This is a genomic window from Candidatus Accumulibacter vicinus, assembly GCF_000584955.1.
GTDB lineage: Bacteria > Pseudomonadota > Gammaproteobacteria > Burkholderiales > Rhodocyclaceae > Accumulibacter > Accumulibacter vicinus.
Genome location: NZ_JDSS02000041.1, coordinates 31509 through 56599, shown reverse-complemented (window position 1 = coordinate 56599; position 25091 = coordinate 31509). Strand labels below are relative to the sequence as shown.

Sequence of the window (25091 nt, the reverse complement as noted above, 5' to 3'; positions counted from 1 at the left end):
CTCTGGGGCTTGCGCGCTGGCTGCCTGCTGGCAGCCAGCGCTGCGGCCAGGCTCAAGGATCCCGCCAATTTCATCTTCTGGCAGCCGGTCGTCTCCGGAAAACAACATTGGCAACAGTTCATGCGCCTGAAGATGGCCTCGGTGCTGGCCTCAGGGCAGGCGAAAACCGTTTCCGACCAATTGCGGCAGCAATTATCGACTGGCCAGGCTGTTGAAATCGCTGGCTACACCTTTTCTCCAGCGCTTGTCGAGAGCCTGGAGGCGGCCGAACTCAAACCCCCCGGCGCTATTGGCGAACGGGCTGCATGGCTGGAGTTGTCGACTCGTGAGGGTGCCACACTCTCTCCGGTTTCCACACAATGCATCGGACATTGGGAAGCTGCGGCCTACAAGTTGGATGCCCGGATGGTGAATGGCCCAGGTTTCTGGCAGACCAGCGAGATCGAAGACGCTCCCGCATTGATTACGGCAACCCTGGCGGTACTGGAGTCCTGGCAATGAAATTCACAGAACAGGCCTTTGTCTTCCCGTGTGCCGGAGAAAACCTGCTTGGCATCGTTGTCTCCCCCTCCGGGAAGGCGGCACGGAAAGGGGTGCTGATCATTGTTGGGGGACCGCAATATCGCGCAGGCAGTCATCGTCAGTTCGTCCTTTTGTCGCGTACGCTGGCGGAAGCAGGCTACCCGGCAATGCGTTTCGACTACCGGGGCATGGGTGACAGCACCGGGGAGATTCGCAATTTCGAACACATCAATGCGGATATTGCCGCTGCCATCAATGCATTCATGGCGTCCTGCCCGCACCTGCAGCAGATCGTCCTCTGTGGCTTATGCGATGCAGCATCGGCCAATCTGCTGTATTGGGATGCCACCCAGGACCATCGAGTGACCGGAATGGTGATGCTCAACCCCTGGGTCCGTACCGAAGCAGGTCTGGCGAAAGCCCACCTCAAGCATCACTACGGTCAACGGCTTCTGCAGGCGGACTTCTGGCGTAAATTGCTCACGGGAAACCTGGCATTGGGTCGATCGCTCACGGGATTCATTGCCAGCATCCGGGCGGCGCGTCAGACCAGTACCTTGTCAAGTGACGATCAACCGCTCCCATTCCAGAAGAGGATGGCACGTGGCCTTGAGCGATTTCGGGGTTCGGCATTGGTGATCCTCAGCGGCAACGATTTCACTGCGCGGGAATTTGCCGAGGCCTTGAAAACCGATCGCGCCTGGCAGGCATCATTGCAGCGCGGCCATGCGACGTTTGTCGCCATTGACGACGCTGACCATACCTTTTCATCGACGGCTTGGCGCAATTGCGTGGCCACTGCGGTCACGGACTGGCTTCAGCGAGAGGATTCTGGCAGTCGCCGCGAGGAACCGCGGGAACCAGTTTTGACCCGCTCATTGACCAGCGTCATCGGTCTGGTGCAAAGGCTGGTCTCGAGCGGTAGTATCGTAAAGTCTCCCGCTGTCGTTGGCAGACGATCGCGGGGAAACCGCCAGGGCCGGGACTGATCGACACGCCCGGTCGCGCGCTCGATATGGCAATCCCCGGCCCTCCCGCAAAACTGGTGGCTGGTCTTCTTCTACTTCCGCGTTTCGATCATCACCAGCGGCTCATCGGGAATGACCACGCTGACCCGTCTGCGGCGTGGTGGTCTGGGTGTTGCAATGGGGTCGCTTTCCGGCGACGACGCTTGAACCTGGTCTCTTCTGGTCTCGATCATGATCAGACCACTCCCTGCAATCACTTGCTGGATGGAGGGTGCAATTGGGAGGGTGACAGGCGGTTCGACAGGCTCAACAGCCTCCGGGAGGGGAGGAGAGGGATCGATCTCCGCAGCGGCCAAGACCTCCGCCTGGGATTCGACGCCGGGCGGCGCTACGACCGACGATGGGATGTCGGCCATTGGCGGGATGGTGACGAACGCGGCTGTTTTTAGGTCCACCGCGGTCGCTGCGATTTCGACCGTTGCCGGAGTATCGCCTGCATCGGTGGCATCGACCACCAGGGCGGCGGGAACTGCCACGGGACAGGGTGCTTCGCTGGATGCCACAGCAGTCGGGAAGATTTCAGCAATGGCCCGAGAAATTCCGGCAACGGCGGTTGCTGGCTGAGTGGTGTCTTGCGCAGCCAGCGCCGCACCAGACTCGCCAGGCAGCACTGCGACCGGTTCGACGCTTAGGCCGGCCATGACCGTGTTGGTCGTTGCGGGACTTGCTGCAGCGAGCGCCAGGTCTTGAGCCTCGGCCGGGTTCTCGATTCGTTCGCTGCGCTCCCGGCGTCCGCCACGACGACCGCGGCGACGTGGCATGCTGCCAGGGTCGTCGCCAACTTGCTCCGGCACGGGAACGGCACGCGCAGGCGGCGCGACCGGCATGACCTCAGTGCTTGCCGTGACGGATGCCGCGGCTGGTGGTTTGCGTTCGCTGCGCTGGCGACGCGGCTCGCGTGCCACGCTCGGTTCGTGCGGCGCACGCGTTTCGCGCGGTCTCTGCGCTTCGCTGCGTACGGTTGCCGGTGTGGGGGCCTGTGGCGGCATTTCCTTGGCATCTCGATTGACGCGTGTCTCGGGCAGATCGCGCGTCTCGTCACGGCGAGGTCCGCGCCCACCACTGCGGCGATTGTCACGTGGCCATTCGCGCGCAGACGCGCCGGCACGCGTCGGTTGTGATGGTTCCGGAACGGCAGCAGGCTTGTGGCGAAACCAGGAAATGATTTTCTTCCAGAAATGGTTGCCTACCGTGACGGGTTTCTCGACATCGCTCGATGCCCTGTCGGCGACGATCGGCGCCGGTTGTGACGGTGTCACCCCCTTGATCGCTGCTTCCGCTCGGGGTGCTCTGGTTTCGCCGGCTGACGCAACGTTCTTGTGGTCCTCTTCTGTCGGCAGCGCAACCATCCGGTACGATGCTTGTTGCAGCAGATCCGGAGCCGCTTCGTCCTGGCGCAGGCGTACGAACGTGTGCTGCGGCGTTTCGAGGTGGATATTGGGGATCAGCATGACCGTGACCTTGTGCCGCTGTTCGATGGCCTGAACTTCCGCCCGCTTTTCGTTCAGCAGGAAGGTGGCGACATCGACCGGAACCTGCGCCTGCACGGCGGCGGTGTTGTCCTTCATCGCTTCCTCTTCGAGAATGCGCAGGATGTGCAGAGCTGCGGATTCGGTGCTGCGGATGTGACCGGTTCCCGAACACCGCGGGCAGGGAATGTAGCTGGTTTCGGCCAGTGCCGGGCGCAGGCGCTGGCGCGACAGCTCGAACAGGCCGAAACGGCTGATCTTACCGGTCTGCACGCGCGCTCGGTCGAAACGCAGCGCCTCGCGAACGCGGTTTTCGACCTCGCGTTGATTGCGCTGATTCTCCATGTCGATGAAGTCAATGATGATCAAACCACCGAGATCACGCAGACGCAGTTGGCGGGCCACCTCTTCTGCGGCCTCGAGGTTGGTCTTCAGTGCCGTCTCCTCGATGTCGGCCCCGCGTGTCGAGCGGCCCGAGTTCACATCGACGGAAACCAGTGCTTCGGTATGGTCGATGACGATCGCACCGCCCGAAGGCAGGGTGACCTGGCGTGAGTAGGCTGATTCGATCTGATGTTCGATCTGGAAACGCGAGAACAGCGGGACATCATCGCGATAGCGCTTGATGCGATTGACGGTCCCTGGCATCACATGTTCCATGAACTTCTGCGCCTGCTCAAAGACTTCATCGGTATCGATCAGGATTTCGCCAATATCGGGCTGGAAGTAGTCACGGATGGCGCGGATGACCAGGCTGCCCTCCTGGTAGATCAGGAACGCCCCTCTCTGCTGCTGGGCGGCGGCTTCAATGGCTTTCCACAACTGCAGCAGATAATTGAGATCCCATTGCAGTTCTTCGGTATTGCGCCCGATCGCTGCGGTACGGGCGATAAGACTCATTCCCGGCGCAACCTGCAGCTGATCCATCACTTCCCGCAGTTCCGTACGCTCGTCGCCTTCGACGCGGCGCGAGACACCGCCGCCGCGCGGATTGTTCGGCATCAGCACCAGGTATCGTCCAGCGAGACTGATAAAGGTCGTCAGCGCGGCACCCTTGTTGCCACGTTCGTCCTTGTCCACCTGAACGATCAGTTCCTGGCCTTCGCGCAGCGCCTCCTTGATGCCGGCGCGACCGGATTCGACACCGGGCAGGAAGAAGGTGCGAGCAACTTCCTTGAAGGGCAGAAAGCCGTGTCGTTCCGATCCGTAATCGACAAACGCCGCTTCGAGACTGGGCTCGATGCGGGTAATGACTGCTTTATAAATGTTGCTCTTTTTCTGTTCCTTGTTCGCCGATTCGATGTCCAGGTCAATGAGCTTCTGACCGTCGACAATGGCAACACGGAGTTCCTCGGCCTGTGTTGCGTTAAACAGCATGCGTTTCATGATTTGGGCTCCCGCGCGCTTTCTCGGGGACAGGGGCCTGTAACGGATTAGTTGCGCGGGATGCTTGAGAAGCATCCCGATCGTGCAACTAATAAGGGTATCTCGCCGACTCGATGGCTCGTCGGGCCTCGAAAGTCAAGGACTCGGGAATCTGCCAGGGCCGCTCCACAGGTGCCAGGCGCGCGCAGTTCAAGTAGTATCGCTACTTCGTGGTGAGCGTACTTAACCAAGTGATTGGCGTTGAGTAATATTGCGCAGGTTGGCGCAAGAGAGGCGGCTGAAGCCTGCCGAAAAGTGCGTCGCAATGGCTATACAATCGGCGTCGCTCGACGGTCTGACGGGTCAGCGCCTCTTTCAACCCAAAACGCAAATCGGGTCGAGTATATTCAAAATGGCCGAAGTTAGCAAAAACTCTGTTACCCAAGCGCTGATTACCGAGAATGAGCACGGACAGCGCCTCGACAACTTGCTGCTCAAAAAATGCAAAGGGGTGCCCAAGAGCCATGTTTACAGCATCGTGCGTAGCGGTCAGGTACGAGTCAACGGTCGGCGTGTGGAGGTTTCCTATCGACTGCAGAGTGGCGATGTGCTGCGTATCCCGCCGTTGCGAACCGCCAGAATTGAACAGGAAGTGGTCGCTGGCGCCGAATTCAAGGTGCATCTCCCCATTGTTTTTGAAGACGAAGGCCTGTTGGTCGTCGACAAGCCGGCCGGTATCGCCGTGCATGGCGGCAGTGGCGAAAGCTTTGGGATCATCGAGGCCCTGCGGCGGCAGCGGCCGGAGGCGCATTTTCTCGAACTTGCGCACCGGCTTGACCGCGAGACCTCGGGAATCCTGTTGCTGGGCAAGAAACGCTCGGTACTCCTGGCTTTGCAGGAAATGTTCCGTACCAGCGCTCTTGGCGGCGGCCGCCAAGGTGCCGATAAACGTTACCTGGTCCTGGTCTGCGGTCGCTGGATGGATCCGCTGCGCAATGTTCGGCTACCCTTGCTCAAGTATTTGCAGGCATCGGGCGAGCGACGAGTGCGCGTCTCCGAAGAGGGCAAAACCGCACATACCATTTTCCGCCTCGTGGCACGCTGGGAACGCTTCAGCTTGCTGGAGGCCCAGCTGAAAACCGGACGTACGCATCAAATTCGCGTGCATCTCGCGCATCTGGGCTTTCCGATCGCCGGCGACGAGAAGTATGGGGACTTTGCGCTGAACAAGGCGCTGTCCCGGGAAGGGCTGAAGCGCATGTTCCTGCACGCCTCGCGGATGCGCCTGCCGCATCCGCTGGGGGAAAGGGAATTGATGGTCGAAGCCGCGCTGCCGGCGGCGCTGCAGAGCTTCGTGCACAGCATTTCGGCGAAGGAAACGCAGGATTATGGCGAAAAGGTTGGCGTGGGAGGATCCATTTGAATGGTGTGGCTGCCCGCCTGATCTGTTTTTCCCGTGATTTGCTGGACGGCGGGCCAGGGGTCCGCTTTACGGTCAAACACTACGGTGCCGAAGCGCCGGCATTTGTGGTGCGCTTTCAGGGACGTGCCTTTGCCTACTATAATCGCTGTGCGCATGTTCCCATCGAGCTCGACTGGCAGCCCAACGAATTCTTCGATGATTCCAAGTTATACTTGATCTGCGCAACGCATGGCGCGCTCTACTCGCCGGCGGACGGCCGCTGCCTGGGCGGCCGTTGTAACGGCAGAGGGTTAACGCCGCTACCCGTCGAAGAGCGTGATGGCGCGATCTATTTCATCCCCAGCGAGCAGACATCTTGAGTATCCCCGATAACGAACCCCCCCCTTGGGAACGGCAGTTGCTGGAGCAAATCGCCTTTGCGGCGCTGCACGAGCAGCGGGCGAAGCGGCGCTGGGGTATTTTTTTCAAGCTGGCCGGCTTGACCTACCTGATCGCCGTCCTGGTGCTGGTCGTTGATTGGGGGGGTTCCGAGCAGCTTGCCGATGGCCGACATACGGCGGTCATCCATCTGCATGGCACGATCGAAGCCCAGGGCGAAGCCAGCGCACAGAATGTCAACGACGCACTGGAAGCCGCTTTTGCGGACAAGGGTACGGCGGGCGTCATCCTGCGGGTCAACAGCCCGGGTGGCAGCCCTGTTCAGGCGGGTATCGTTCATGATGAAATTCGCCGCTTGCGTACCAAACATCCGCAGATTCCGCTTTACGCGGTGGTCGAGGATCTCTGTGCTTCCGGTGGCTACTACGTTGCTGTGGCAGCCGACAAGATTTTCGTCGACAAGGCCAGCATCGTCGGTTCGATCGGCGTGCTGATGGACGGTTTCGGTTTCACCGGGACGATGGACAAGCTCGGCGTCGAACGTCGGCTGCTGACCGCCGGGGAGAACAAGGGCTTCCTCGACCCCTTCTCGCCGCAGGACGCGAAGCAGAAGGAACATGCGCGCGTGTTGCTGCGCGAGATCCACAAGCAATTCATCGAGGTTGTCAGACGAGGACGCGGCACGCGACTCAAGGAAACACCGGAAATGTTCAGTGGCCTGATGTGGACCGGCAATCAAAGTATCAGCCTGGGCCTCGCCGACGGGCTTGGCACCGTTGGCTCGGTGGCCCGGGACGTGATCAAGGCAGAGCGGATCGTCGAGTTCACCATCAAGGAAAACATCGCCGAGCGCTTTGCCAAGCGTCTGCGTGCCGATGCGGCGCAGGGTATGGCGGGCACGCTGCTGGGTTTCGGCCAGACGCTGTTTCATTGACCCGAGCATGCCAGCCGGAATGCACTCTGCAAGGGAGGGAAACGGCATGACCTTGATGATCGGAGGGGCCTGGAAAGGTCATGACCATTAGGCCAGCAAAAGGAATACCGTCGGCCGGCGACTGATCTCAGGGTACTGCTGGCGCCGCCATTCGGAAACCGGTCGAGTCGTGATCTGTTCCCCGGCAAGCGTGAGGTCGGTCGCGATGCAGATGCGCGTGCTCGGGGCACAGGTATTGACGAGTGCGGCAAGCACCTGGAGGTTACGGTAGGGAGTTTCGATGAAGATCTGGGTGCGCTGCTGTTGTCGTGACTCCTTTTCCAGTTCGCGCAAGCGTTTTTCGCGTTCTTGGGTGCCGCTTGGCAGGTAGCCGTGAAACGCGAAGCTCTGGCCGCCCAGTCCTGAACCCATCAAGGCGAGCAGGATCGACGAGGGGCCGGTCATGGGAACGACCTGTACGCCTCGCTGATGAGCCAGCGCAACCAATGCGGCACCGGGGTCGGCAACCGCAGGGCAGCCGGCCTCGGAGATCAGCCCAAGGTCGTTGCCCGCCAGCGCCGGTGCCAGAAGCCGGGGTAGTGCGCTGGCCGCGGTATGTTCGTTGAGCTCCTGAATCTCGATTTGCTGTAGCGGCGTGCTGGCAGGCAAAGACTTGAGGAAGGCGCGCGCCGTCCTGGCGTTCTCGGCGACGAAATTGACGAGTCTTTGCGCACAGGCCCGAACGGGTTCTGGCAGGACGTCCGTCACAGGCGTTTGGCCAAGCGGCACCGGGATCAGGTAAAGCCGGCCTGTTTTCATGAAATTTGCCTCCGTACGATCTGCTGACGATCAGAATACCGAGACGTTCTCGATTCGCAACAGGTCGCAGAGCGCGATCAGCGGCAATCCGATCAATGCATTCGGGTCTTCGCCGTCGATTCTGGCAATCAGGGCGATTCCCAACCCCTCCGATTTGGCGCTGCCAGCACAGTTGTACGGTTTTTCCTTGTGCAGGTAGCTTTCGATTTCCTGATCGGTCAGGTTCCTGAAGGTGACCAGTGTCGCGACACCACGCCGATGGGCATTGCCAGTTCTTGCATTCAGGAGGCAGAGACCGGTGAAAAAGTTCACGCGGCGGCCGCGCATGACTTGCAACTGGCGCAGCGCATTGTCGTGCGTTCCCGGTTTCCCGAAAATCTGGCCGTCCAGGCAGGCCACCTGGTCGCTGCCAATGATCAGGGCGTCGCGGTACGAGCTAGCGACGGCGCGGGCCTTGGCTTCCGACAGGCGCAGTGCGCCTTCTTCAGGGCTTTCGCCTGCCAGCAGGGTTTCGTCAACAGCCGGATTGGCAGTCTCGAACGGCAATCCGAGACGTGTCAGCAGAACACGGCGAAACGGGGAGGTCGAGGCAAGAATCAGTTGCGGCTTGGGCATCGGCGGATCAACTTCAGCGCGGAGACGTGAGCAAGGCGGAAAAACCGGCGAATGCCACGATTTGCAGCGTCGCCACTTTGACTTCAAAAGCCGAAGATAATATCATGCGCCCCTTGTGTCGCGACGAGTTGTGATCGAGGTGATTGACAGCCAGGTTTTTGCAAATGAAGGAGGTTTGTTGCAAGGCGAGCTGCCGGTCGCAACATTGACTCGATTGCTCGATTTGTTAGCTGCTTCCGATGGCTTTCTGACGTACCGGGTCAAGGGGCAAATGGGGCCTTACAATCGCCCACAGTTTCTGGTGGAGGTTGACGGCGTCATGTCATTGTGCTGTCAACGCTGCCTTGAGGCGATTAAGCATCCGATCGCGGTACGTAGCCTGCTTGAATTTATCGATAGCGACGGCGACCTGACGCAGGATGAGCTGGAGGATGACTCCAGGGACTTTCTACCCAATCAGAAGGAACTCGATATTGCCGTATTGATCGAGGATGAAATTCTGCTTGCTCTTCCGATCGCACCGCGTCACGACGATTGTCTCCCGCCTGGAGCTGCTCGGGAGTCGGCAAAAGTGTCGCCGTTTTCAGTATTGGCCGGCCTGCAGGACAAGGCCGAGTAAGTTTGATTCTAGGAGTTCGTGATGGCTGTGCAACAGAACAAGAAATCCCCTTCCAAGCGTGGCATGCATCGTGCGCACGATTCCTTGAGCGGCATGCCCTTGGCCATCGAGCCGACGACGGGCGAGGTCCATCTGCGTCACCACGTCAGCCCAACGGGTTTTTATCGGGGCAAGAAGGTCATCAAAAGCGCCGGCGAATGATTCTTCGGGATTGGGTGGGCTCCTTCCCGTGATCTTGAGTTGCCAGCCCTGATCGGCCAGCGCATGACCATTACCGTTGCCATCGACTGCATGGGAGGGGACCATGGTCCCCGCGTGACCGTTCCGGCAGCAATCCAGTTCGTACGCGATCATTCTGATGTGCGCGTCATTCTGGTGGGTCTGACCGAGAGCATTCGTCCTTTCCTGGGCGACGCCGCGGCCGGTCGGATTACCGTACGCCATGCCACGGAAGTGGTGACGATGGATGAGTCGCCGGCGCTGACGCTGCGTACCAAGAAAGATTCGTCGATGCGTGTCGCCATCAACCTGGTCAAACAGGGGGAAGCGGATGCCTGTGTTTCGGCCGGAAACACCGGCGCGCTGATGGCCATTTCCCGATTCGTCCTGAAGATGCTGCCTGGTATCGATCGGCCGGCGATCTGTGCAGTGCTGCCGACGCTCACCGGGCATACGCATGTGCTTGATCTCGGTGCCAATGTGGATTGCAGTCCCGTGCATCTGCTGCAATTTGGCATCATGGGCGCCTCGTTGGTTTCTGCCATCGAGCATCGGGATCGACCAACAGTCGGGATTCTCAACATCGGCGAGGAAGACATCAAGGGCAATGATGTCGCGAAGCGGGCTGCCGAGTTGCTCTGGGGGTCGGGCTTGAATTTTGTCGGCAATATCGAAGGTGACGGACTCTACAAAGGCGAGGCAGACGTCATTGTTTGCGATGGCTTTGTCGGCAATGTCACGCTGAAGGCGTCGGAAGGTCTGGCACAACTGCTGGCTACTTTTCTGCGGCAGGAATTCCGGCGAAATCTGTTTACCAAGCTGGCGGCGGTGGTCGCCATGCCAGTGCTCAACAAGTTCAAAAAACGGGTTGACCACCGCCAGTACAACGGAGCCACCCTGCTCGGCTTGAAGGGTATCGTCGTCAAGAGCCATGGATCGGCTGATGTCCTGGCTTTTACGCGTGCGCTGCAGCGTGCCGCAGAAGAGGCCAGCAGTGGCGTTCTGGCTCGCATCAGCGAACGCATTGCGCAGCAACAACCGCTTCAGGAGACCGCCTAACATGTTCTCCCGCATTACCGGGACTGGCAGTTTTCTGCCCGGCCTCCCCATCAGCAACGACGATCTCGTGCGCCGTGGCATCGAAACCAACGATGACTGGATTACCAGTCGCACCGGGATACGGTACCGTCATCTCGCGGACAACGGCGAGACCTCCAGTGATCTGGGCCTGGAGGCGAGCCATCGGGCGCTGACTGCCGCAGGCCTTGAGGCCTCCGATCTGGACCTGATCATTGTGGCGACCTCGACCCCGGATTATATTTTTCCGAGTACCGCTTGCTTGCTACAGGGCAAACTGGGGAACCATGGTGCTACGACGTTTGACGTGCAAGCGGTTTGCAGCGGCTTCGTCTACGCGCTGGCGATTGCCGACAAGTTCATCCGTTCAGGCAGTCATCAACGGGCTTTGGTGGTCGGAGCCGAGGTCTTCTCGCACATTCTCGACTGGTCTGATCGCACCACCTGCGTGTTATTCGGCGATGGTGCCGGCGCAGTGGTACTGGAGGCATCTGATCGAGCAGGAATCCTGGCAACCGCCCTGCATGCCGACGGCGCGCACCACGGCATCCTGTCGGTTCCGGGTAGCGTCAGCGGCGGCCGGGTCACGGGCGATCCTTTCCTGCGGATGGATGGGCAGGCGGTGTTCAAGTTTGCCGTGCGTGTCCTTGCGGAAGTTGGCGAGGAGTGCTGTCAGGCGGCAGGCATTGCCTCGCCAGAGATCGACTGGCTGATTCCGCACCAGGCCAATATTCGCATCCTTGAAGCCACGGCCAAAAGAATGAAAATGCCGATGAGCAAGGTCATTGTCACCGTTGACCGGCATGGCAATACCTCGGCCGCCTCGGTTCCTCTGGCTCTGGATGTAGCCATTCGTGATCGACGCATAGAGGCCGGACAGAAGATCATGCTCGAAGGGGTGGGCGGTGGCTTTACCTGGGGCGCAGTTCTGCTTGAACTCTGACGGTCATGACTTGTCCAGGCACCCCCGATCATGAAAGTCATGACCGTTTCCCTCTCCCCCGACTCCTCCTCCGCAAGTGGGGAGGGGAGATTCGTGAGTCGCTGACGCGACTTTCAAATTAAAGGAAGTATTGCATGACTTTCGCGTTGGTTTTTCCCGGTCAGGGGTCGCAGGCAGTGGCAATGATGGCAGCCTATGGCGACTCTGCGGTGGTACGTGCCACTTTCGCCGAGGCATCGGCGGCGCTTGACCAGGATCTCTGGCAATTGCTTGCCGAAGGCCCGGCAGAAGCCCTGGCCCAGACCATTAATACGCAGCCCGTGATGCTGAGCGCCGGCGTGGCGGTCTATCGCCTGTGGCTCGACATGGGCGGCAAGCTGCCGACAGTCGTTGCCGGGCACAGCCTCGGCGAATACACCGCGCTGGTGGTTGCCGGTGTGATCGCCTTCAAGGATGCCGTGCCCCTGGTTCGCCTGCGTGCAACGGCAATGCAGGAAGCGGTCCCTGCAGGCGAGGGGGCCATGGCCGCCGTTCTTGGCCTCGATGACGACAAGATTGCCGAAGCCTGTGCCGAAGCCAGGGCAGCAGGCAGCGCTGCCGAGGTGGTTGAACCGGTCAATTACAATGGGCCCGGGCAGACCGTCATTGCCGGCAGCAAAGCGGCAGTGGAACGTGCCTGCGCCGAATGCAAGGCGCGTGGCGCCAAGCGCGCGCTGCTGCTGCCGGTTTCCGCGCCCTTTCACTCCTCGCTGATGCGGCCGGCAGCTGCCAGGCTGGCCACCCGGCTGGCCGAGTTGAACTTCGCCACAGCACAGATCCCGGTCATCAACAATGTGGATGTGGCGATCGAATCGGACCCCGACCGGATCAAGGATGCTCTGGTTCGGCAGGCGTACTCACCGGTGCGCTGGGTCGAAACGATCCGAAAAATGGCCGCCATGGACATCAGGACCGTCGCCGAGTGCGGACCTGGCAAGGTTCTGGCGGGCCTCAGCAAGCGCTGTGCAGACCAGTTGACGAGTATCGCACTGGCTGATCGGGCAGCGATGGAAGCTGCCGTCACCAACCTGGAGTAAGCACCATGCTCGAAGGACAAGTGGCCCTGGTGACCGGCGCGTCACGGGGTATCGGTCAGGCAATCGCACTGGAACTGGGTCGCCTGGGAGCGACCGTGATCGGGACGGCAACCAGCCCCGAAGGCGCGGCAAGAATCGCAGCATGCCTGAACGACGCCGGCCACCAGGGTGAGGGAGCGCTCCTGGAGGTGCGCGATGCCGGACAGGTTGATGCCCTGGTCGGCCATATCGAGAAGACCTATGGCCCGGTATCGATCCTGATCAACAACGCCGGTATTACTCGCGACAACCTCGCGTTGCGTCTCAAGGACGACGAGTGGGACACCGTCCTCGAGACTGACCTGAAAGCCGTTTTCCGGCTTTCCAGGGCGGTCATGCGTGGCATGATCAAGGCCAGGTACGGGCGGATCATCAACGTCACCTCGGTCGTCGGTCATGCCGGCAATTCCGGTCAGGCGAATTACTGCGCCGCCAAGGCTGGCGTCGCCGGCATGAGCCGGGCACTGGCGCGAGAGCTCGCCAGTCGCAATATTACCGTCAATTGCGTGGCGCCCGGGCTGATCGATACGGATATGACGAGGGCACTCGACGACAAGCAGAGGGCAGCACTGCTCGTGAATGTTCCGCTCGGTCGCTTCGGAGCGGCCCATGAAGTAGCCGCAGCGGTGGCTTTTCTGGCGTCAGCGGGGGCGGCTTATGTCACCGGTACAACCATGCACGTTAACGGTGGCATGTTCATGGGTTGAGTAACCCTGGGCGACCTAGGCGTGATCATTGGTAATTGGTAACTTGCAGCCGTTTTGTTAGAATGGTGTGTTTTGTTTTACATTTGAACCTTGAGAAGGAAGACTTTGATGGAAAATATTGAGCAGCGTGTCAAAAAGATCGTCGCAGAACAACTCGGTGTCAATGAAGCGGACATCAAGAACGAATCTTCGTTTGTCGATGATCTTGGTGCTGATTCGCTGGACACGGTGGAACTGGTGATGGCGCTGGAAGAGGAGTTCGAGTGCGAGATTCCGGACGATGAAGCTGAAAAAATCACCACTGTGCAGCAGGCCATCGACTATGTGACCGCTCACAAGAAGTAATCGACCAGGATCCCTGCGGACAGCTCCCTGTAGTGGCAGCGTCCGGCAGGGTGGATGAGTGAAGAGGGAATCCCCTTTTCCACATGTATCGATCGTCGGAGTCCAAGTTGGCACGTCGCAGAGTCGTCATCACAGGCCTAGGCATCATTTCTCCGGTTGGTAATTCCGTCGCAGAAGCCTGGCAGAACATTCTTGCGGGACGCTCGGGAATTGGCCGGGTAACCCGTTTCGATGTAACCGGCTTCCCCGTGCACATTGCTGGTGAGGTGCGTGATTTTGATGTTGGCCAGTATCTCTCGCCAAAAGAAGCGCGCCGGATGGACGTCTTCATCCATTATGGAATGGCGGCGGGACTGCAAGCCATACGGGATGCCGGCCTCGATGCGCAGCCTGTGGCGCCGGAGCGGGTTGGGGTGTCGATTGGTTCGGGGATTGGCGGCCTGCCGATGATCGAAAACACCTGTGACGACTTTGCTGCAGGCGGCGTGCGCAAGATTTCGCCGTTTTTTGTTCCCGGTTCGATCATCAACATGATCTCCGGTAACCTGTCGATCATGTGTGGTTACAAAGGCCCCAACATCTCGCTGGTCAGTGCCTGTGCGACGGGCACGCACAGCATCGGTGATGCTGGTCGTCTGATCGAATACGGTGATGCGGACATCATGATTGCCGGCGGGTCCGAAGGCTGTATCTCGAAACTCGGCTTGGGCGGTTTCTGTGCACCGCGCGCCCTTTCGACGCGCAACGACGATCCGCAGACGGCAAGCCGGCCGTGGGACAGGGACCGCGACGGCTTTGTGCTCGGTGAAGGGGCCGGCGTCGTGGTTCTCGAGGAGTATGCGCATGCAAAAGCGCGTGGCGCCCGGATTTACTGTGAACTCGCGGGCTTCGGCATGAGTTCAGATGCCCACCACATGACCGCACCCTGCGAAGACGGAGAAGGTGCAGCGCGTTGCATGGTAAACACCTTGCAAAATGCCGGACTGAATGTGGATCAAGTGCAGTATATCAATGCACACGGGACTTCGACACCGCTCGGCGACAAGGCCGAGACCGTTGCCGTCAAGCGGGCTTTCGGCGAGCATGCGCGCAAGTTGGTAGTCAATTCGACCAAGTCGATGACTGGCCATCTGTTGGGTGCCGCAGGCGGTATCGAGGCCCTGTTTACCATCCTGGCGATCTACCATCAGGTTTCGCCACCGACGATCAATATTTTCAACCAGGATGAGTCCTGCGACCTGGATTACTGTGCCAACACGGCGCGTCAGATGAAGATCGACGTCGGGATCTCGAACTCCTTCGGATTTGGTGGTACCAACGCTACCGTTGCTTTCAAACGCCTCTAGATCCTGGGTACCGCTCCCGGGGCGGCACCCAGGATAGGGCGGTCGTGCTGCTGCGATAGCGTGCAATTCCCGATCAATATCGAGCTGCGCCGCTCGCGTTTCCTGTCCTTTCTGATGGTCTTGCTGCATGCTCTGGCAGGCGCTTGTCTGTGGGTTCTGCCCTGGCCAGCGGCGACAACACGCCACTGGCTGCTGCTGATCATTGCGCTGTCGCTATGGCACGCGCTGCGACCGTCGAGAATCGTCGGCTTGCGCCTCGGTGAGGACGGTGCACTGACCCTACTGTCCGGCGACGGCGATTCCATGTTCGTCTCGCCGCAAGCCGACACCACCGTGTTCAGCCAGTTGATCGTCGTGCGCATACGGAATGACGATCGCGGTCGGTTGCCTAGCTTGGTCCTGCTGCCCGACAGCATGCCGGCAGAGCAATTCCGCCTGCTGCGCTTGTGGTTGCGTTGGCGTGTCCGTGTCAATCCTGGCGATCAGACCGCAGGCGACGTCTGATCACGGTGTTGCGCGCGTGCGGCAGTGTCTCCGGATAATTGCGACTGAAGTGCAGCCCCCGGCTTTCGTGGCGCCGCAGCGCGCAGCGGATGATCAGGTCTGCGGTGACCACGAGGTTGCGCAGTTCAATCAAATCGTGACTGACCCGGAAGTGCGAGTAGAAATCGTCGATTTCACGCATCAGCAGGCGGATCCGGTTCTGTGCGCGCTGCAATCGCTTGGTGGTGCGGACGATGCCGACGTAGTCCCACATGAAGCGGCGCAGTTCATCCCAGTTGTGAGAAATCACGATCTCTTCATCCGGATCGCTGACGCGGCTGGCATCCCAGGGCGGAAGCGGCGGGAAATCTCTTGCAGGCTGTTTGAGAATGTCGTTGGCCGCGGCTTCGGCAAATACCAGGCATTCGAGCAGCGAATTGCTGGCCAGACGATTGGCGCCGTGCAGGCCGGAGTACGAAGCTTCGCCAGCGACGTAAAGGCCCGGGATGTCGGTGCGCGCCCGCAGATCGGTGACGACGCCACCACAGGTGTAGTGCGCGGCGGGAACGACCGGAATCGCCTGACGGGTAATGTCGATTCCCAGGTCAAGGCAGCGCGCCAGAATGTTCGGGAAATGCTCGCCGAGAAAATCGGCTGATTTGTGCGAGATGTCCAGATAGACGCAGTCCAGGCCGCGCTTCTTCATCTCGAAATCGATCGCTCTGGCCACCACATCACGGGGCGCAAGTTCGGCGCGCGCATCGTGCCAGGGCATGAACCGGGTGCCGTCGGGCAGCAACAGGCGTCCGCCTTCGCCGCGCACTGCCTCGGAGATCAGGAAGGACTTGGCCTGTGGATGGTAGAGGCAGGTGGGATGAAACTGGATGAACTCCATGTTCGCGATACGGCAGCCGGCACGCCAGGCCATGGCGATGCCGTCGCCGGTCGAAGTGTCCGGATTGGTCGTGTAGAGATAGACTTTGCCGGCACCACCGGCAGCGATCAAGGTGTGTCTTGCGCCCAGCGTCAGGACTTCACCGCTGGCATTGTCGAGTACATAGGCGCCATGGCAGCGCTGGTCCCCGAGTCGCAGCTTGTCACCGGTAATCAGGTCGATGGCGATGTGCTGTTCGAGAACGGTAATGTTCGGTTGCTGGCGAAGCAAGCTGGTCAGCGTATTCTGAACCGCGAGGCCGGTCGCGTCAGCGACGTGAATCACGCGCCGTGCGCTATGACCTCCCTCGCGAGTCAGGTGGTAGCCGTCATCACCACGTGTAAAGGGAACGCCCTGTGCAATCAGCCAGTCGACGGCGCGACGACCGTTTTCGATGACGAAGCGAGTTGCTCGCGGGTCATTGAGAAAGGCGCCGGCGGTGATCGTGTCGCGAATGTGCGCCTCGATCGAATCGCGGTTATCGAGCACGGCCGCAATGCCGCCCTGCGCCCAGCTCGACGCGCTGTCTTCGAGGCTGCGCTTGCTGACCAGGGCGACCCTGTGGGTCGCTGCCAGCCGGAGTGCTGCAGCTTGTCCAGCCAGACCACTGCCAATGATGAGAACGTCGAAGCGAAGCGCCAAGAGAGTCTGTCCTGCCAACAAGGGCTGCAACTATAGCACGGGAAAATACGACGACAAGCCAGGCGGCCTCGGTTCAGAACGTCGGCAGTGGTGCCGATTGCTGCCGGTTCTTCAGCCAGGCCGAGAACTCACGCCCGAGCTCCGGGTGAGTTTCCCCGAGAACGACGCTGGCCTGCATCAGGCCGAGTTTGCTGCCACAGTCGTAGCGCTGGCCGTGGTAGCGGTAGGCCAGTACCTGCTCGCTGGACAGCAGTGCGGCAATACCATCGGTCAACTGAATTTCGCCACCCGCACCACGTGGCTGCGTGCGAATCAGGTCAAAAACCGCCGGGGTCAGGATGTATCGGCCCGCGACCGCGAGATTGGAAGGGGCAGCGCTTGGGTGCGGTTTCTCGATCAGGCCCTTGATATTCACCAGATCGGGCGACAGGGGTTCGCCCTTGACGATCCCGTAGCGGTTGGTCTGATCCTCAGGCACCTCCTGCACGGCGAGGATGCTGCACTGGCGTTCGGCGAACAATTCGGTCATCTGTCGCATGATCGGTGGCGTGCCGATCATCAGGTCATCGGCCAGCAGAACGGCAAAGGCCTCCCCCTGCACCAGGCGCTCGGCGCAGAGTATCGCGTGCCCCAGGCCCAACGCCCGGGGCTGGCGCACATAAACACAATCCATGTCGTCCGGCTTGATCGAGTGCACCAGCGCCATCAGCTCATCCTTGCCCGTGGCGGCAAGTTCTGCCTCCAGCTCGTAGGCGGTATCAAAGTGGTCCTCGATCGAGCGCTTGTTGCGACCGGTGACGAAGATCATTTGCCGAATCCCTGCCATGTAGGCTTCTTCGACCGCGTACTGAATCAGTGGCTTGTCCACCACAGCGAGCATTTCCTTTGGGCTGGCCTTGGTGGCCGGCAGGAAGCGCGTGCCGAGACCCGCGACCGGGAATACCGCTTTCTGTACCACCAAATCGACTTCCAGCCTAGTCATGATGAACTCCGGTTGGGTATGGTTAGCGCATCATTTTATCGTTTTCACCCCCCCGGATGCTGCCCTTTTCCCCGAACACTGATCGAATTTCTTTCCCCTGCAGGCCAGTCGCCGTGGGCGAAGCGGCCAGCCTGGGTCAGGGGACGCGCGCGGCGGTCCACGACATGCCGCCGGACACCGCCAGCAGCGACACGATCAGCAGGGTCACGCAGAACGCGCGGTACAGTCTGGGGCTGCCGGTACGGTCGGCCATCGCGAGAATATGCAGGGCACCCCAGGCGACGGCCAGGCCGACGATCAGCGGGATCGCAAGTACCTGCAATTCGACCCTGTTGAGCGAGAGCATCCGGCTTTCCCGCCAGGGTACGGAGAGGAAGATGCCGAAAGTCCAGAACAGAGCGGTACTTCCGGCGGCGCAGATCGCGGCAACGCTGCGGATGATCCATTTTTCCATTGACAGTCCTTGCGTGGTGGCCGTGGCGTGTAGCCGCTTGTCTGCCGGTTTGTTTTCCTCAGTAGATGAAACGCGCACGCAACTCGTCGAGGTTCAGTTGCTGCAGGATCTGTTCGAGTCGCGTCGTGGCGTTGCTGCGCGTGACACCGGTGTGCCTGGCGATGATCAGTTCGTTCTTCAGCGAGTGTTCCCAGCCGACGAGCTCAGTCACCGTCAGCTGATAGCCCTGCGCTTCAAGCTGCAGGCAACGCAGGGCGTTGGTCAGCTGGCTGCCGAATTCGCGGGTGTGGATGGGATGCCGCCAGAGTTCCGACAATGGCGTCTGCGCCAGGGATTCGCCTTTCCTGCGGCGCAGCACGCTGGCGACTTCGGCCTGACAGCAGGGAACGAGAACGATGAACTTTGCCTGCTTGTGGAGGGCGAAGCGGATCGCGTCGTCCGTGGCGGTATCGCAGGCGTGCAGAGCGGTGACGATGTCCACCCGCGCGGGCAGATCAGGCGACTCGATGGCGTTCTCGACGCGCAGGTTCAGGAAGGACATGCGCGTGAAAGCAAGTCGGCCGGCAAGACTGCGCGCGTGCTCGACGAGTTCTGCACGGGACTCGACACCGTAAATGTGACCCTGGTCGCGGTGACTGAAGAACAGATCGTAGAGGAGGAAGCCGAGGTAGGATTTGCCTGCGCCGTGATCGACCAGCGTCAGGCTGCTGCCACTGGCGGCAATCTCGGCGAGCAGCGGTTCGATGAAATGGCAGAGATGATGGACCTGCTTGAGCTTGCGCCGGCTGTCCTGGTTGAGTTTGCCGTCGCGCGTCAGGATGTGCAACGCCTTGAGCAGTTCGATCGACTGCCCGGGCCTGATTTCGGGGATCGCCGACAAGCGGTTTCCTGACGCCGGATGGGAAAGAACCGCATTTTAGCGCTTTACGCTGCTACCAGCGCCGAGCTTGGCCGAACAGGTGGGATAATGGCCATCTTTCAGATCATCGGACCCCGCATGGCCATCCAGTGGTATCCCGGTCACATGACCTCGGCGCGCAAGAAAGCGGCCGAAACGATGGCGTCGATCGACGTGGTCATCGAGGTGGTCGACGCGCGCCTGCCCGAGGCGAGCACCAATCCAGTGGTCCGCGAGCTTCGCCTGCATCGCCAGCGTCCGTGCCTGAAGGTCCTGAACAAGGCCGACCTTGCCGACCCGCAGGTGACGCAGGCATGGATCGCCTATTATAATCGGCAGGAGGGCGTGCGTGCGGTGGCGCTGTCGTGCAAGAAGCCCGGCGAAGTGGCCCGACTTCCCGGCCTGTGCGAGGCACTGGCACCACATCGCAGCGAAAACACCAAGCCGCTGCGGATGATGATCATGGGCATCCCGAATGTCGGCAAATCGACGCTGATGAATGTCGTTCTCAAGCGCAAACTGGCCAAGGTTGGCGACGAACCGGCAGTGACCCGCGCGCAGCAGACCTCGCTGCTCGATGTACGGCACTCGATTACCGATACGCCCGGACTGCTGTGGCCGAAAATCGAATATCCAAGCGATGGACTGATGCTCGCCGCGAGCCATGCCGTCGGTCGCAATGCAATGATCGACGAGGAAGTGGCAACCTTTCTCTCCGGGCTATTGCTGGCGCGTTACCCGGCCTTGCTGGCGAAGCGCTACGGTTTTCCGGTCGATGCGAGCGAGCACCTCGATGCCGTGACGGTCATCGCCGAGATCGCCAGACGCCGCGGTCTGCGCGTCCGTGGCGGCGAAGCCGATCTCGAGAGGGCGGCGAAGACGCTGCTGCAGGATTATCGGGACGGTCTGCTCGGCCGCATCAGCCTGGAGACCCCGGCGACACGCAGCGCCATGCTGGCGGCTGCACCGGCTCAGACGGCGATCCCCCAGCCGGCGCCGGACAACGGGTTGCCGGCCGCGTCAGCTTGAGCGATGCTGAATTTCCTCCCGGCGCCGTTGATCGGCCTGATTGCCTTCTCGCTGCTGGCAATCAACTCGTTCTTCTGGGTGCCGATCCTGTTGTTCCTGGCCGTCGTCAAGCTGCTCCTGCCGTTCCGGGCGGTTCGCCTGCGCCTCGACCCGGTGCTGGTGCGTATTGCCGAAGCCTGGATCGTATGCAACAGTGGCTGGATGGCGCTGACCCAGAAAGCGCACTGGGATGTGCAGGGGATCGAAGGGCTCGACCCGCGCGGCTGGTACCTGGTCAACTGCAATCATCAATCGTGGGCCGACATCCTCGTCCTGCAACATTTGTTGACGCGACGCATTCCCTTGCTCAAATTCTTCCTCAAACAGCAACTGCTCTGGGTGCCAATAATGGGCCTGGCCTGGTGGGCACTCGATTTTCCGTTCATGCGCCGCCATGGGGAAGAAGCCCTCAAGGCGCACCCGGAATTGCGCGCCAGGGACCAGGAGACGACCCGCCTGGCCTGCGAGAAGTTTTCGCTGATCCCGACCAGCGTGATGAATTTCTGCGAGGGAACGCGCTTCACGCGGGACAAACATCAGCGGCAGCAGTCGCCGTATCGTCACCTGCTGAAGCCGAAAGCCGGAGGAATTGCGCTGGCCTTGAATGTGATGGGCGACAAGTTCCGCGCAATTCTCGATGTGACCATCGTTTATCCTGAGGGGGCTCCGAATTTCTGGGAGTTCCTCTGCGGCAAAATGCCGCGCGTGCGGGTTCGCGTGCAAAAGCTCGCGGTGCCAAGGCATCTGGCGACCGGAGACTACGCCAATGACCCGGCGATTCGCGAGGCCTTTCAGCAGTGGATACAGCAGATCTGGCAGGATAAGGACGCACAGATCGAAAGACTGTTCGCCGGCCACTGACCGCGGCCCTGCCCATGGCATCGCACGCATTAGGCCGCGGCTGCCGCCCGCGTTGGCTCCGAAATGAGTGCCCAATTCCCGCAGTACCGATCGCCTGACGTATCATCGTATTCTATTCTTTTGCCTCAGGTCAGAGATGCCATCGCTCCAGATCGTCCGTAGCAAGCTGCAGCGTCCCCAAAAGAGCGGCGACTTCGTTGCGCGCAGCGAGTTGTTGGCGTTGCTCGAGGCGGGCAGCAGCCGGCCGCTGACCTTGCTGGTGGCGCCGGCGGGTTACGGCAAGACGGCGCTCGTCGCGCATTGGCTCGCTGGCCGTGACGGTCTGGCTGCCTGGCTCTCGCTCGACCGCGATGACAGCGATCCGATCGTTTTCATCCGCTACTTTGCTGCCGCGCTACGCACAGCGCTTCCCGATGCCTGCGCCGAGACGCTGGCGCATCTCGATGCCGAGCCACCAGCGCCGTTGGCAGTGCTTGCTGGCAGTCTGAGCAACGATCTGACAGCGCTGCCGATGCCGCTGGTACTGGTGCTCGACGACTATCACCGCATCGATTCGCCACAGATACACGTCCTGCTCGATCGCCTGCTGACGCATCCGGCGAGTGCTCTGCATCTGCTGGTGATCGCTCGGCACGACCCCCCTTTGTCTCTGGGTGCGCTGCGCGTCCGCGAGGAGGTGAACGAGATCCGGATGCGTGACCTGCAATTGGGTGAGCGAGAAACGGCGATTCTACTCGAGCGCTGCACCGGGCGTGCCGTATCGGCAGCAGTTCTGGACAGACTACAGGCCTGCTGCGAAGGCTGGCCGGTTGGTATTCGTCTGGCGGCACTGGCGCTGCGTCAACAGCGCGATGCAATCGATGTGCTGGAGCACCACTTCAGCGGCAGTACGCGTGAAGTCGAGCAGTATTTCTGCGAGGAAGTGCTTGCTGAACAGAGCGTGCTCACGCGTGACGGTCTGCTCAGGACCTCGATCCTCGAGCGTTTCTGTGCGCCCTTGTGCTACGCCGTTCTCGGGGAAGGTGGCGATGGGCATTCCTTCATGCAGTGGGTGTCGAGCGGCGCGCTGCTCTGCGTCGCCATCGACGATCGCCTGAAGTGGTATCGTCATCAGCGTCTGTTCCGGGAGTTTCTGCAGCAGCAGCTCGTCTTGCAGTATCAGGCCAGCGAGATTTCCGAACTGCATCGACGTGCGGCGGCCTGGTTCGAAACGCAAGGCCTGCTCGAAGAAGCGATTCCGCAAGCGCTGGCCGCAGCCGGCGCAGCCGCGGCAGGACAGCTGCTGGCACGCCATGCCCAGCTCCTTCTCCAACAGGAGCAGCGACAACGGCTCGAACGGTGTCTGCGTCTGTTACCACCCGACACCATCGAGGAAAACCCCGAACTGCTGCTGCTCAAGGCCTGGATGATGTATTACCAGGGGAGGCATGTCGAGACCCCGGCGGTTCTCGACCGGATCGAGGTGCTGCTCGAAAGCGCTGCCGATGGTCTGCCCGCTGCCGCCGCGCTGCGTGGCAACGTGTTGGCACTGCGCAGTCTACAGCGCTACCTCGAAGGGGGAGCGGACCTGGCCATCCGTACTGCCGAGCAAGCGCAGCAGTGCTTGCCGATGGACTGTGCGCAAGCCCGTGTGCTGGCCCAGGCAGTGATCGCCGGATCCCGGCAAATGCAAGGCGATCTGGCCGGTGCTCGTCAGAGTCTGCATGCGGCGCTGGCGCGGGCATCGGGTCCGATCAACGTTTCCCAGGCGTCGCTGCTGGCGACCTTGTGCTTCATCGACTGGATGGCTGCCGACCTGTCGGCATTGCAGTGGACGGCCAACCAGCACTACCCGCTCGGCGAGGATCGTTTGGTCGGCGCAGGCAGCCCGGTACTCTGGCGCTACTTCCATGGCCTGGTCCAGTATCAGCGCAACGAGCTGGCGCTGGCGGAGACCATACTGCTACCGGCACTCGCCCAGCAGCCGGCGCCGCGCTCCGGCTACCGGACCGAAGTTTCCTTCGTGCTGGCGGCGGTCTATCAGGCGCTCGGCCAGACCGACCTGGCGCGCGAGATCGTCGATACGGTTTGCGAGCACCTGCAGCGCAGCGGCGATTCGCCCGCCTTGTTTCGTGCGCAGGCCTGTCAGGCCAACCTGGCGCTTCGCCAGGGGCGAACTGATGCAGCTCGGGAGTGGGCGCGCAACTTCGATCCTGGTCCGGTCCAGTTTGTCTACCGCTTCTGCAACGCTCCCCACCTGACACTGGCCCGCGTGTGGATCGTCGAGGGAAGTGCCGAGAGCCGCGAGCAGGCGGATCGCCTCCTGCAGTTGCTGGAAACGGAGTTGATGGCCAGGCACAACGTCCGTTTCCTGATCGAGGTCCTGGCGCTGAAGGCGCTGCTGCGGCATCTTCAGGGTGAGGAGACGGCCGCTTGCGAGCTGCTGGGTCGTGCCGTCGTGCTTGCGCAGCCCGGAGGGTTCATCCGGCTGTTCGTCGATCTTGGGCAGGAACTCGTGCCACCGCTGAAAAGACTGCAAGCTGGCCAGGGCATTGTCGGCAACACAGCCGTCCGCTATGTCGGTCAGATTCTCGCCGCGTTCAACGACGACTGGCTGGTCAATGCAGGACGCCAGCAGGTGGGTGCAGACCTTACCCGCCGTGAACTGAAGATCCTCAAACTGCTCGCTGTCAGGTTGAGCAACATCGAGATTTCGGAGGAGTTGTGCATTTCACGGGCGACGGTCAAGCGGCATACCCAGAACATCTACCGCAAGCTGCGCGCCTCAAGCCGTCGCGAAGCCGTCTTCAAAGCCCGGACGCTCAACCTTCTTGCCGACGCTTGATCGCTTCCTCGCCAGACTGCAGACGGCCGTCATCAGGTTTTGCAAATGCAGATTGCCGGCCATGGCTGGTTGTGAGCGCATTCACCTTGACCTTGATCAAGGTGAATGCGCCATTTGTCAAAAATGGCCCATTTCATGGCCCATTGCGGGCCCATTTCGGCTTGTCCGTTTTTCTCGCGATGGCATAATTGTGGGTTATGCGGATCCCCATAATAAAGTTTTCTCAGAGGTACGATGAATGTCTTCATCATTAGGTCGGGTGATCGCCGTGGTTTCGCAAAAGGGGGGCGCTGGCAAGACGACTGTTGCCATACAACTCGGAGGAGGGTTTCATGCCATCGGCGCTTCGGCGCTGCTGGTCGACCTGGATCCACAGGAAAGCGCGCTGCGCTGGGCGGAGTCGGCGCCCTTGCTCGACTCGGACCTGCAACTCGATGTTCGCAAGATGTCTGGCCTGGAACTGATCAAAAAGGTCGCGGAACTGCAGACCGAGGCCGATTATGTGGTTCTCGACACGCCGCCGTCGATCTACCATCCGTCTACACTGGCCGCGCTGGCGGTGGCGCATCTGGCGATCGTACCGGCCGTGCCGAGCCCGACCGACCTGTGGTCGACGCTGGCAGTCGAGCGGCTGATCCTCAATCGCATGGAGCAAAGCCATCGCCTGCACGGCTGCATTCTCCCCAACCGTGTACAAAATACCGCGCTGGCTACGGATGTGCTTGAACTGCTGCATGAATTTACCTTACCCATTCTCGATGCCATGCTCTGCCAGCGCAATGCCTATGCGCAAAGTGCAGTGATCGGTGCATCGGTTTTTCAACTGGCCTCTGGGGCCGATGCCGCTCAGGATGAAGTTCGCAAGCTGATCGCAGCCGTTCTTAAACAATTGGGAGAAAACTGATGACTACACCCACACGTACTACCAGCAACAACAAGACTGCTTTGCGCGCCAGTCTCAAGAAGGAGGATGAATCGCTCGCCGAGCGTCTGGTGGCCACCGACGTTGCGCTGGTCGCCCCGCCGGAACCCGAGGCTCCCA

Annotated in this window: 25 protein-coding genes and 1 pseudogene; 18 read left to right on the top strand and 8 right to left on the bottom strand. The window is 60.8% G+C overall.

Translation table 11 applies throughout. The features are described from left to right. Together CAPSK01_RS17790 and CAPSK01_RS17785 are read left to right on the top strand one after the other, a co-directional pair. A pseudogene (locus CAPSK01_RS17790) lies at window positions 1–501 on the top strand (hydrolase 2, exosortase A system-associated); the annotation flags it as partial. Then, window positions 498–1511, top strand: a complete 1014-nt coding sequence (locus CAPSK01_RS17785; RefSeq protein WP_273704002.1) for a hydrolase 1, exosortase A system-associated — start codon at window positions 498–500, stop codon at window positions 1509–1511. The pseudogene CAPSK01_RS17790 and the gene CAPSK01_RS17785, both read left to right, overlap by 4 nt. Window positions 1512–1582: 71 nt before the next feature. Here CAPSK01_RS17785 and CAPSK01_RS17780 read toward each other — a convergent pair whose 3' ends face one another. After that, window positions 1583–4405 (bottom strand): Rne/Rng family ribonuclease, encoded by a 2823-nt coding sequence (locus CAPSK01_RS17780; RefSeq protein WP_034929853.1) that lies wholly within the window; start codon window positions 4403–4405, stop codon window positions 1583–1585. Between the two features lie 391 nt (window positions 4406–4796). On the opposite strand from CAPSK01_RS17780, the gene CAPSK01_RS17775 reads away from it, so the two are divergent. Genes CAPSK01_RS17775 through CAPSK01_RS17765 form a run of 3 tightly spaced genes read left to right on the top strand, consistent with a single transcriptional unit; the run spans window position 4797 to window position 7119 of the window. Further along, a complete protein-coding gene (locus CAPSK01_RS17775; RefSeq protein ID WP_034929851.1) occupies window positions 4797–5807 on the top strand; it encodes an RluA family pseudouridine synthase in 1011 nt (336 codons plus the stop codon). A 5-nt stretch (window positions 5808–5812) separates the two neighbouring features. Next, window positions 5813–6166 carry a Rieske 2Fe-2S domain-containing protein gene (locus CAPSK01_RS17770; RefSeq protein WP_034929954.1) on the top strand — a complete coding sequence of 118 codons (354 nt, stop codon included), beginning with the start codon at window positions 5813–5815 and terminating at the stop codon, window positions 6164–6166. Then, window positions 6163–7119 carry a S49 family peptidase gene (locus CAPSK01_RS17765; RefSeq protein WP_034929848.1) on the top strand — a complete coding sequence of 319 codons (957 nt, stop codon included), beginning with the start codon at window positions 6163–6165 and terminating at the stop codon, window positions 7117–7119. The genes CAPSK01_RS17770 and CAPSK01_RS17765 overlap by 4 nt, the downstream gene beginning before the upstream one ends. Window positions 7120–7206: 87 nt before the next feature. Here the strand turns inward: CAPSK01_RS17765 and CAPSK01_RS17760 are convergent, their stop codons facing one another. Beyond that, on the bottom strand, window positions 7207–7917 hold the full coding sequence (locus CAPSK01_RS17760) for an SAM-dependent methyltransferase (protein ID WP_034929846.1): 711 nt from the start codon (window positions 7915–7917) through the stop codon (window positions 7207–7209). 30 nt (window positions 7918–7947) lie between these two features. Next, a complete protein-coding gene (locus CAPSK01_RS17755) occupies window positions 7948–8532 on the bottom strand; it encodes a Maf family nucleotide pyrophosphatase (RefSeq protein WP_034929843.1) in 585 nt (194 codons plus the stop codon). A gap of 130 nt (window positions 8533–8662) precedes the next feature. On the opposite strand from CAPSK01_RS17755, the gene CAPSK01_RS17750 reads away from it, so the two are divergent. The 9 genes from CAPSK01_RS17750 (at window position 8663) to CAPSK01_RS17710 (ending at window position 15407) form a co-directional block, all read left to right on the top strand. Continuing rightward, window positions 8663–9151, top strand: coding sequence for a YceD family protein (locus CAPSK01_RS17750; protein WP_273704001.1), 489 nt, complete (start codon window positions 8663–8665; stop codon window positions 9149–9151). 21 nt (window positions 9152–9172) lie between these two features. Further along, window positions 9173–9352 carry a 50S ribosomal protein L32 gene (rpmF, locus tag CAPSK01_RS17745; RefSeq protein ID WP_034929839.1) on the top strand — a complete coding sequence of 60 codons (180 nt, stop codon included), beginning with the start codon at window positions 9173–9175 and terminating at the stop codon, window positions 9350–9352. A gap of 63 nt (window positions 9353–9415) precedes the next feature. Next, a complete protein-coding gene (gene plsX / locus CAPSK01_RS17740; protein WP_034929836.1) occupies window positions 9416–10429 on the top strand; it encodes a phosphate acyltransferase PlsX in 1014 nt (337 codons plus the stop codon). Window position 10430: 1 nt separating this feature from the next. Beyond that, window positions 10431–11390 (top strand): beta-ketoacyl-ACP synthase III, encoded by a 960-nt coding sequence (locus CAPSK01_RS17735; RefSeq protein WP_034929834.1) that lies wholly within the window; start codon window positions 10431–10433, stop codon window positions 11388–11390. Window positions 11391–11524: 134 nt separating this feature from the next. Beyond that, a complete protein-coding gene (gene fabD, locus CAPSK01_RS17730) occupies window positions 11525–12466 on the top strand; it encodes an ACP S-malonyltransferase (RefSeq protein WP_034929831.1) in 942 nt (313 codons plus the stop codon). A gap of 5 nt (window positions 12467–12471) precedes the next feature. Then, a complete protein-coding gene (gene fabG, locus CAPSK01_RS17725) occupies window positions 12472–13212 on the top strand; it encodes a 3-oxoacyl-ACP reductase FabG (protein ID WP_034929828.1) in 741 nt (246 codons plus the stop codon). A gap of 108 nt (window positions 13213–13320) precedes the next feature. After that, window positions 13321–13557, top strand: a complete 237-nt coding sequence (gene acpP, locus CAPSK01_RS17720) for an acyl carrier protein (RefSeq protein ID WP_034899680.1) — start codon at window positions 13321–13323, stop codon at window positions 13555–13557. Window positions 13558–13664: 107 nt separating this feature from the next. Further along, the gene (gene fabF / locus CAPSK01_RS17715; RefSeq protein WP_034929952.1) at window positions 13665–14903 is read left to right on the top strand and encodes a beta-ketoacyl-ACP synthase II; all 1239 of its coding nucleotides are present in this window, start codon (window positions 13665–13667) and stop codon (window positions 14901–14903) included. 60 nt (window positions 14904–14963) lie between these two features. Further along, window positions 14964–15407, top strand: coding sequence for a protein YgfX (locus tag CAPSK01_RS17710; protein WP_034929826.1), 444 nt, complete (start codon window positions 14964–14966; stop codon window positions 15405–15407). Here CAPSK01_RS17710 and nadB read toward each other — a convergent pair. The 4 genes from nadB to CAPSK01_RS17690 form a co-directional block, all read right to left on the bottom strand. Then, a complete protein-coding gene (nadB, locus tag CAPSK01_RS17705) occupies window positions 15373–16962 on the bottom strand; it encodes an L-aspartate oxidase (RefSeq protein WP_034929823.1) in 1590 nt (529 codons plus the stop codon). The two genes, CAPSK01_RS17710 and nadB, sit on opposite strands and share 35 nt — an antisense overlap. A gap of 73 nt (window positions 16963–17035) precedes the next feature. Beyond that, window positions 17036–17944 carry a UTP--glucose-1-phosphate uridylyltransferase GalU gene (galU, locus tag CAPSK01_RS17700; protein ID WP_034929820.1) on the bottom strand — a complete coding sequence of 303 codons (909 nt, stop codon included), beginning with the start codon at window positions 17942–17944 and terminating at the stop codon, window positions 17036–17038. A 136-nt stretch (window positions 17945–18080) separates the two neighbouring features. Continuing rightward, complete coding sequence (locus tag CAPSK01_RS17695; RefSeq protein ID WP_034929817.1) at window positions 18081–18398, bottom strand: hypothetical protein; 318 nt, start codon at window positions 18396–18398, stop codon at window positions 18081–18083. Window positions 18399–18456: 58 nt separating this feature from the next. Next, window positions 18457–19278: an SAM-dependent methyltransferase gene (locus CAPSK01_RS17690; protein ID WP_034929815.1), complete on the bottom strand. Its 822-nt coding sequence runs from the start codon at window positions 19276–19278 to the stop codon at window positions 18457–18459. A 117-nt stretch (window positions 19279–19395) separates the two neighbouring features. Between CAPSK01_RS17690 and ylqF the strand changes: the two genes are divergently transcribed. The 3 genes from ylqF (at window position 19396) to CAPSK01_RS17675 (ending at window position 24049) form a co-directional block, all read left to right on the top strand. Next, on the top strand, window positions 19396–20325 hold the full coding sequence (ylqF, locus tag CAPSK01_RS17685; RefSeq protein ID WP_273704010.1) for a ribosome biogenesis GTPase YlqF: 930 nt from the start codon (window positions 19396–19398) through the stop codon (window positions 20323–20325). Between the two features lie 3 nt (window positions 20326–20328). Then, complete coding sequence (locus CAPSK01_RS17680) at window positions 20329–21225, top strand: acyltransferase (protein ID WP_034929812.1); 897 nt, start codon at window positions 20329–20331, stop codon at window positions 21223–21225. Between the two features lie 136 nt (window positions 21226–21361). After that, window positions 21362–24049: a LuxR C-terminal-related transcriptional regulator gene (locus CAPSK01_RS17675; protein WP_034929809.1), complete on the top strand. Its 2688-nt coding sequence runs from the start codon at window positions 21362–21364 to the stop codon at window positions 24047–24049. On the opposite strand, the gene CAPSK01_RS23840 is transcribed toward CAPSK01_RS17675, so the two are convergent. Then, a complete protein-coding gene (locus CAPSK01_RS23840) occupies window positions 24027–24149 on the bottom strand; it encodes a hypothetical protein (protein ID WP_273704000.1) in 123 nt (40 codons plus the stop codon). The genes CAPSK01_RS17675 and CAPSK01_RS23840 overlap by 23 nt on opposite strands. A 138-nt stretch (window positions 24150–24287) precedes the next feature. Here CAPSK01_RS23840 and CAPSK01_RS17670 point away from each other — a divergent pair, with 138 nt between their 5' ends. Beyond that, on the top strand, window positions 24288–24953 hold the full coding sequence (locus tag CAPSK01_RS17670; RefSeq protein WP_034929806.1) for an AAA family ATPase: 666 nt from the start codon (window positions 24288–24290) through the stop codon (window positions 24951–24953). The last annotated feature ends 138 nt before the right edge of the window (window positions 24954–25091 follow it).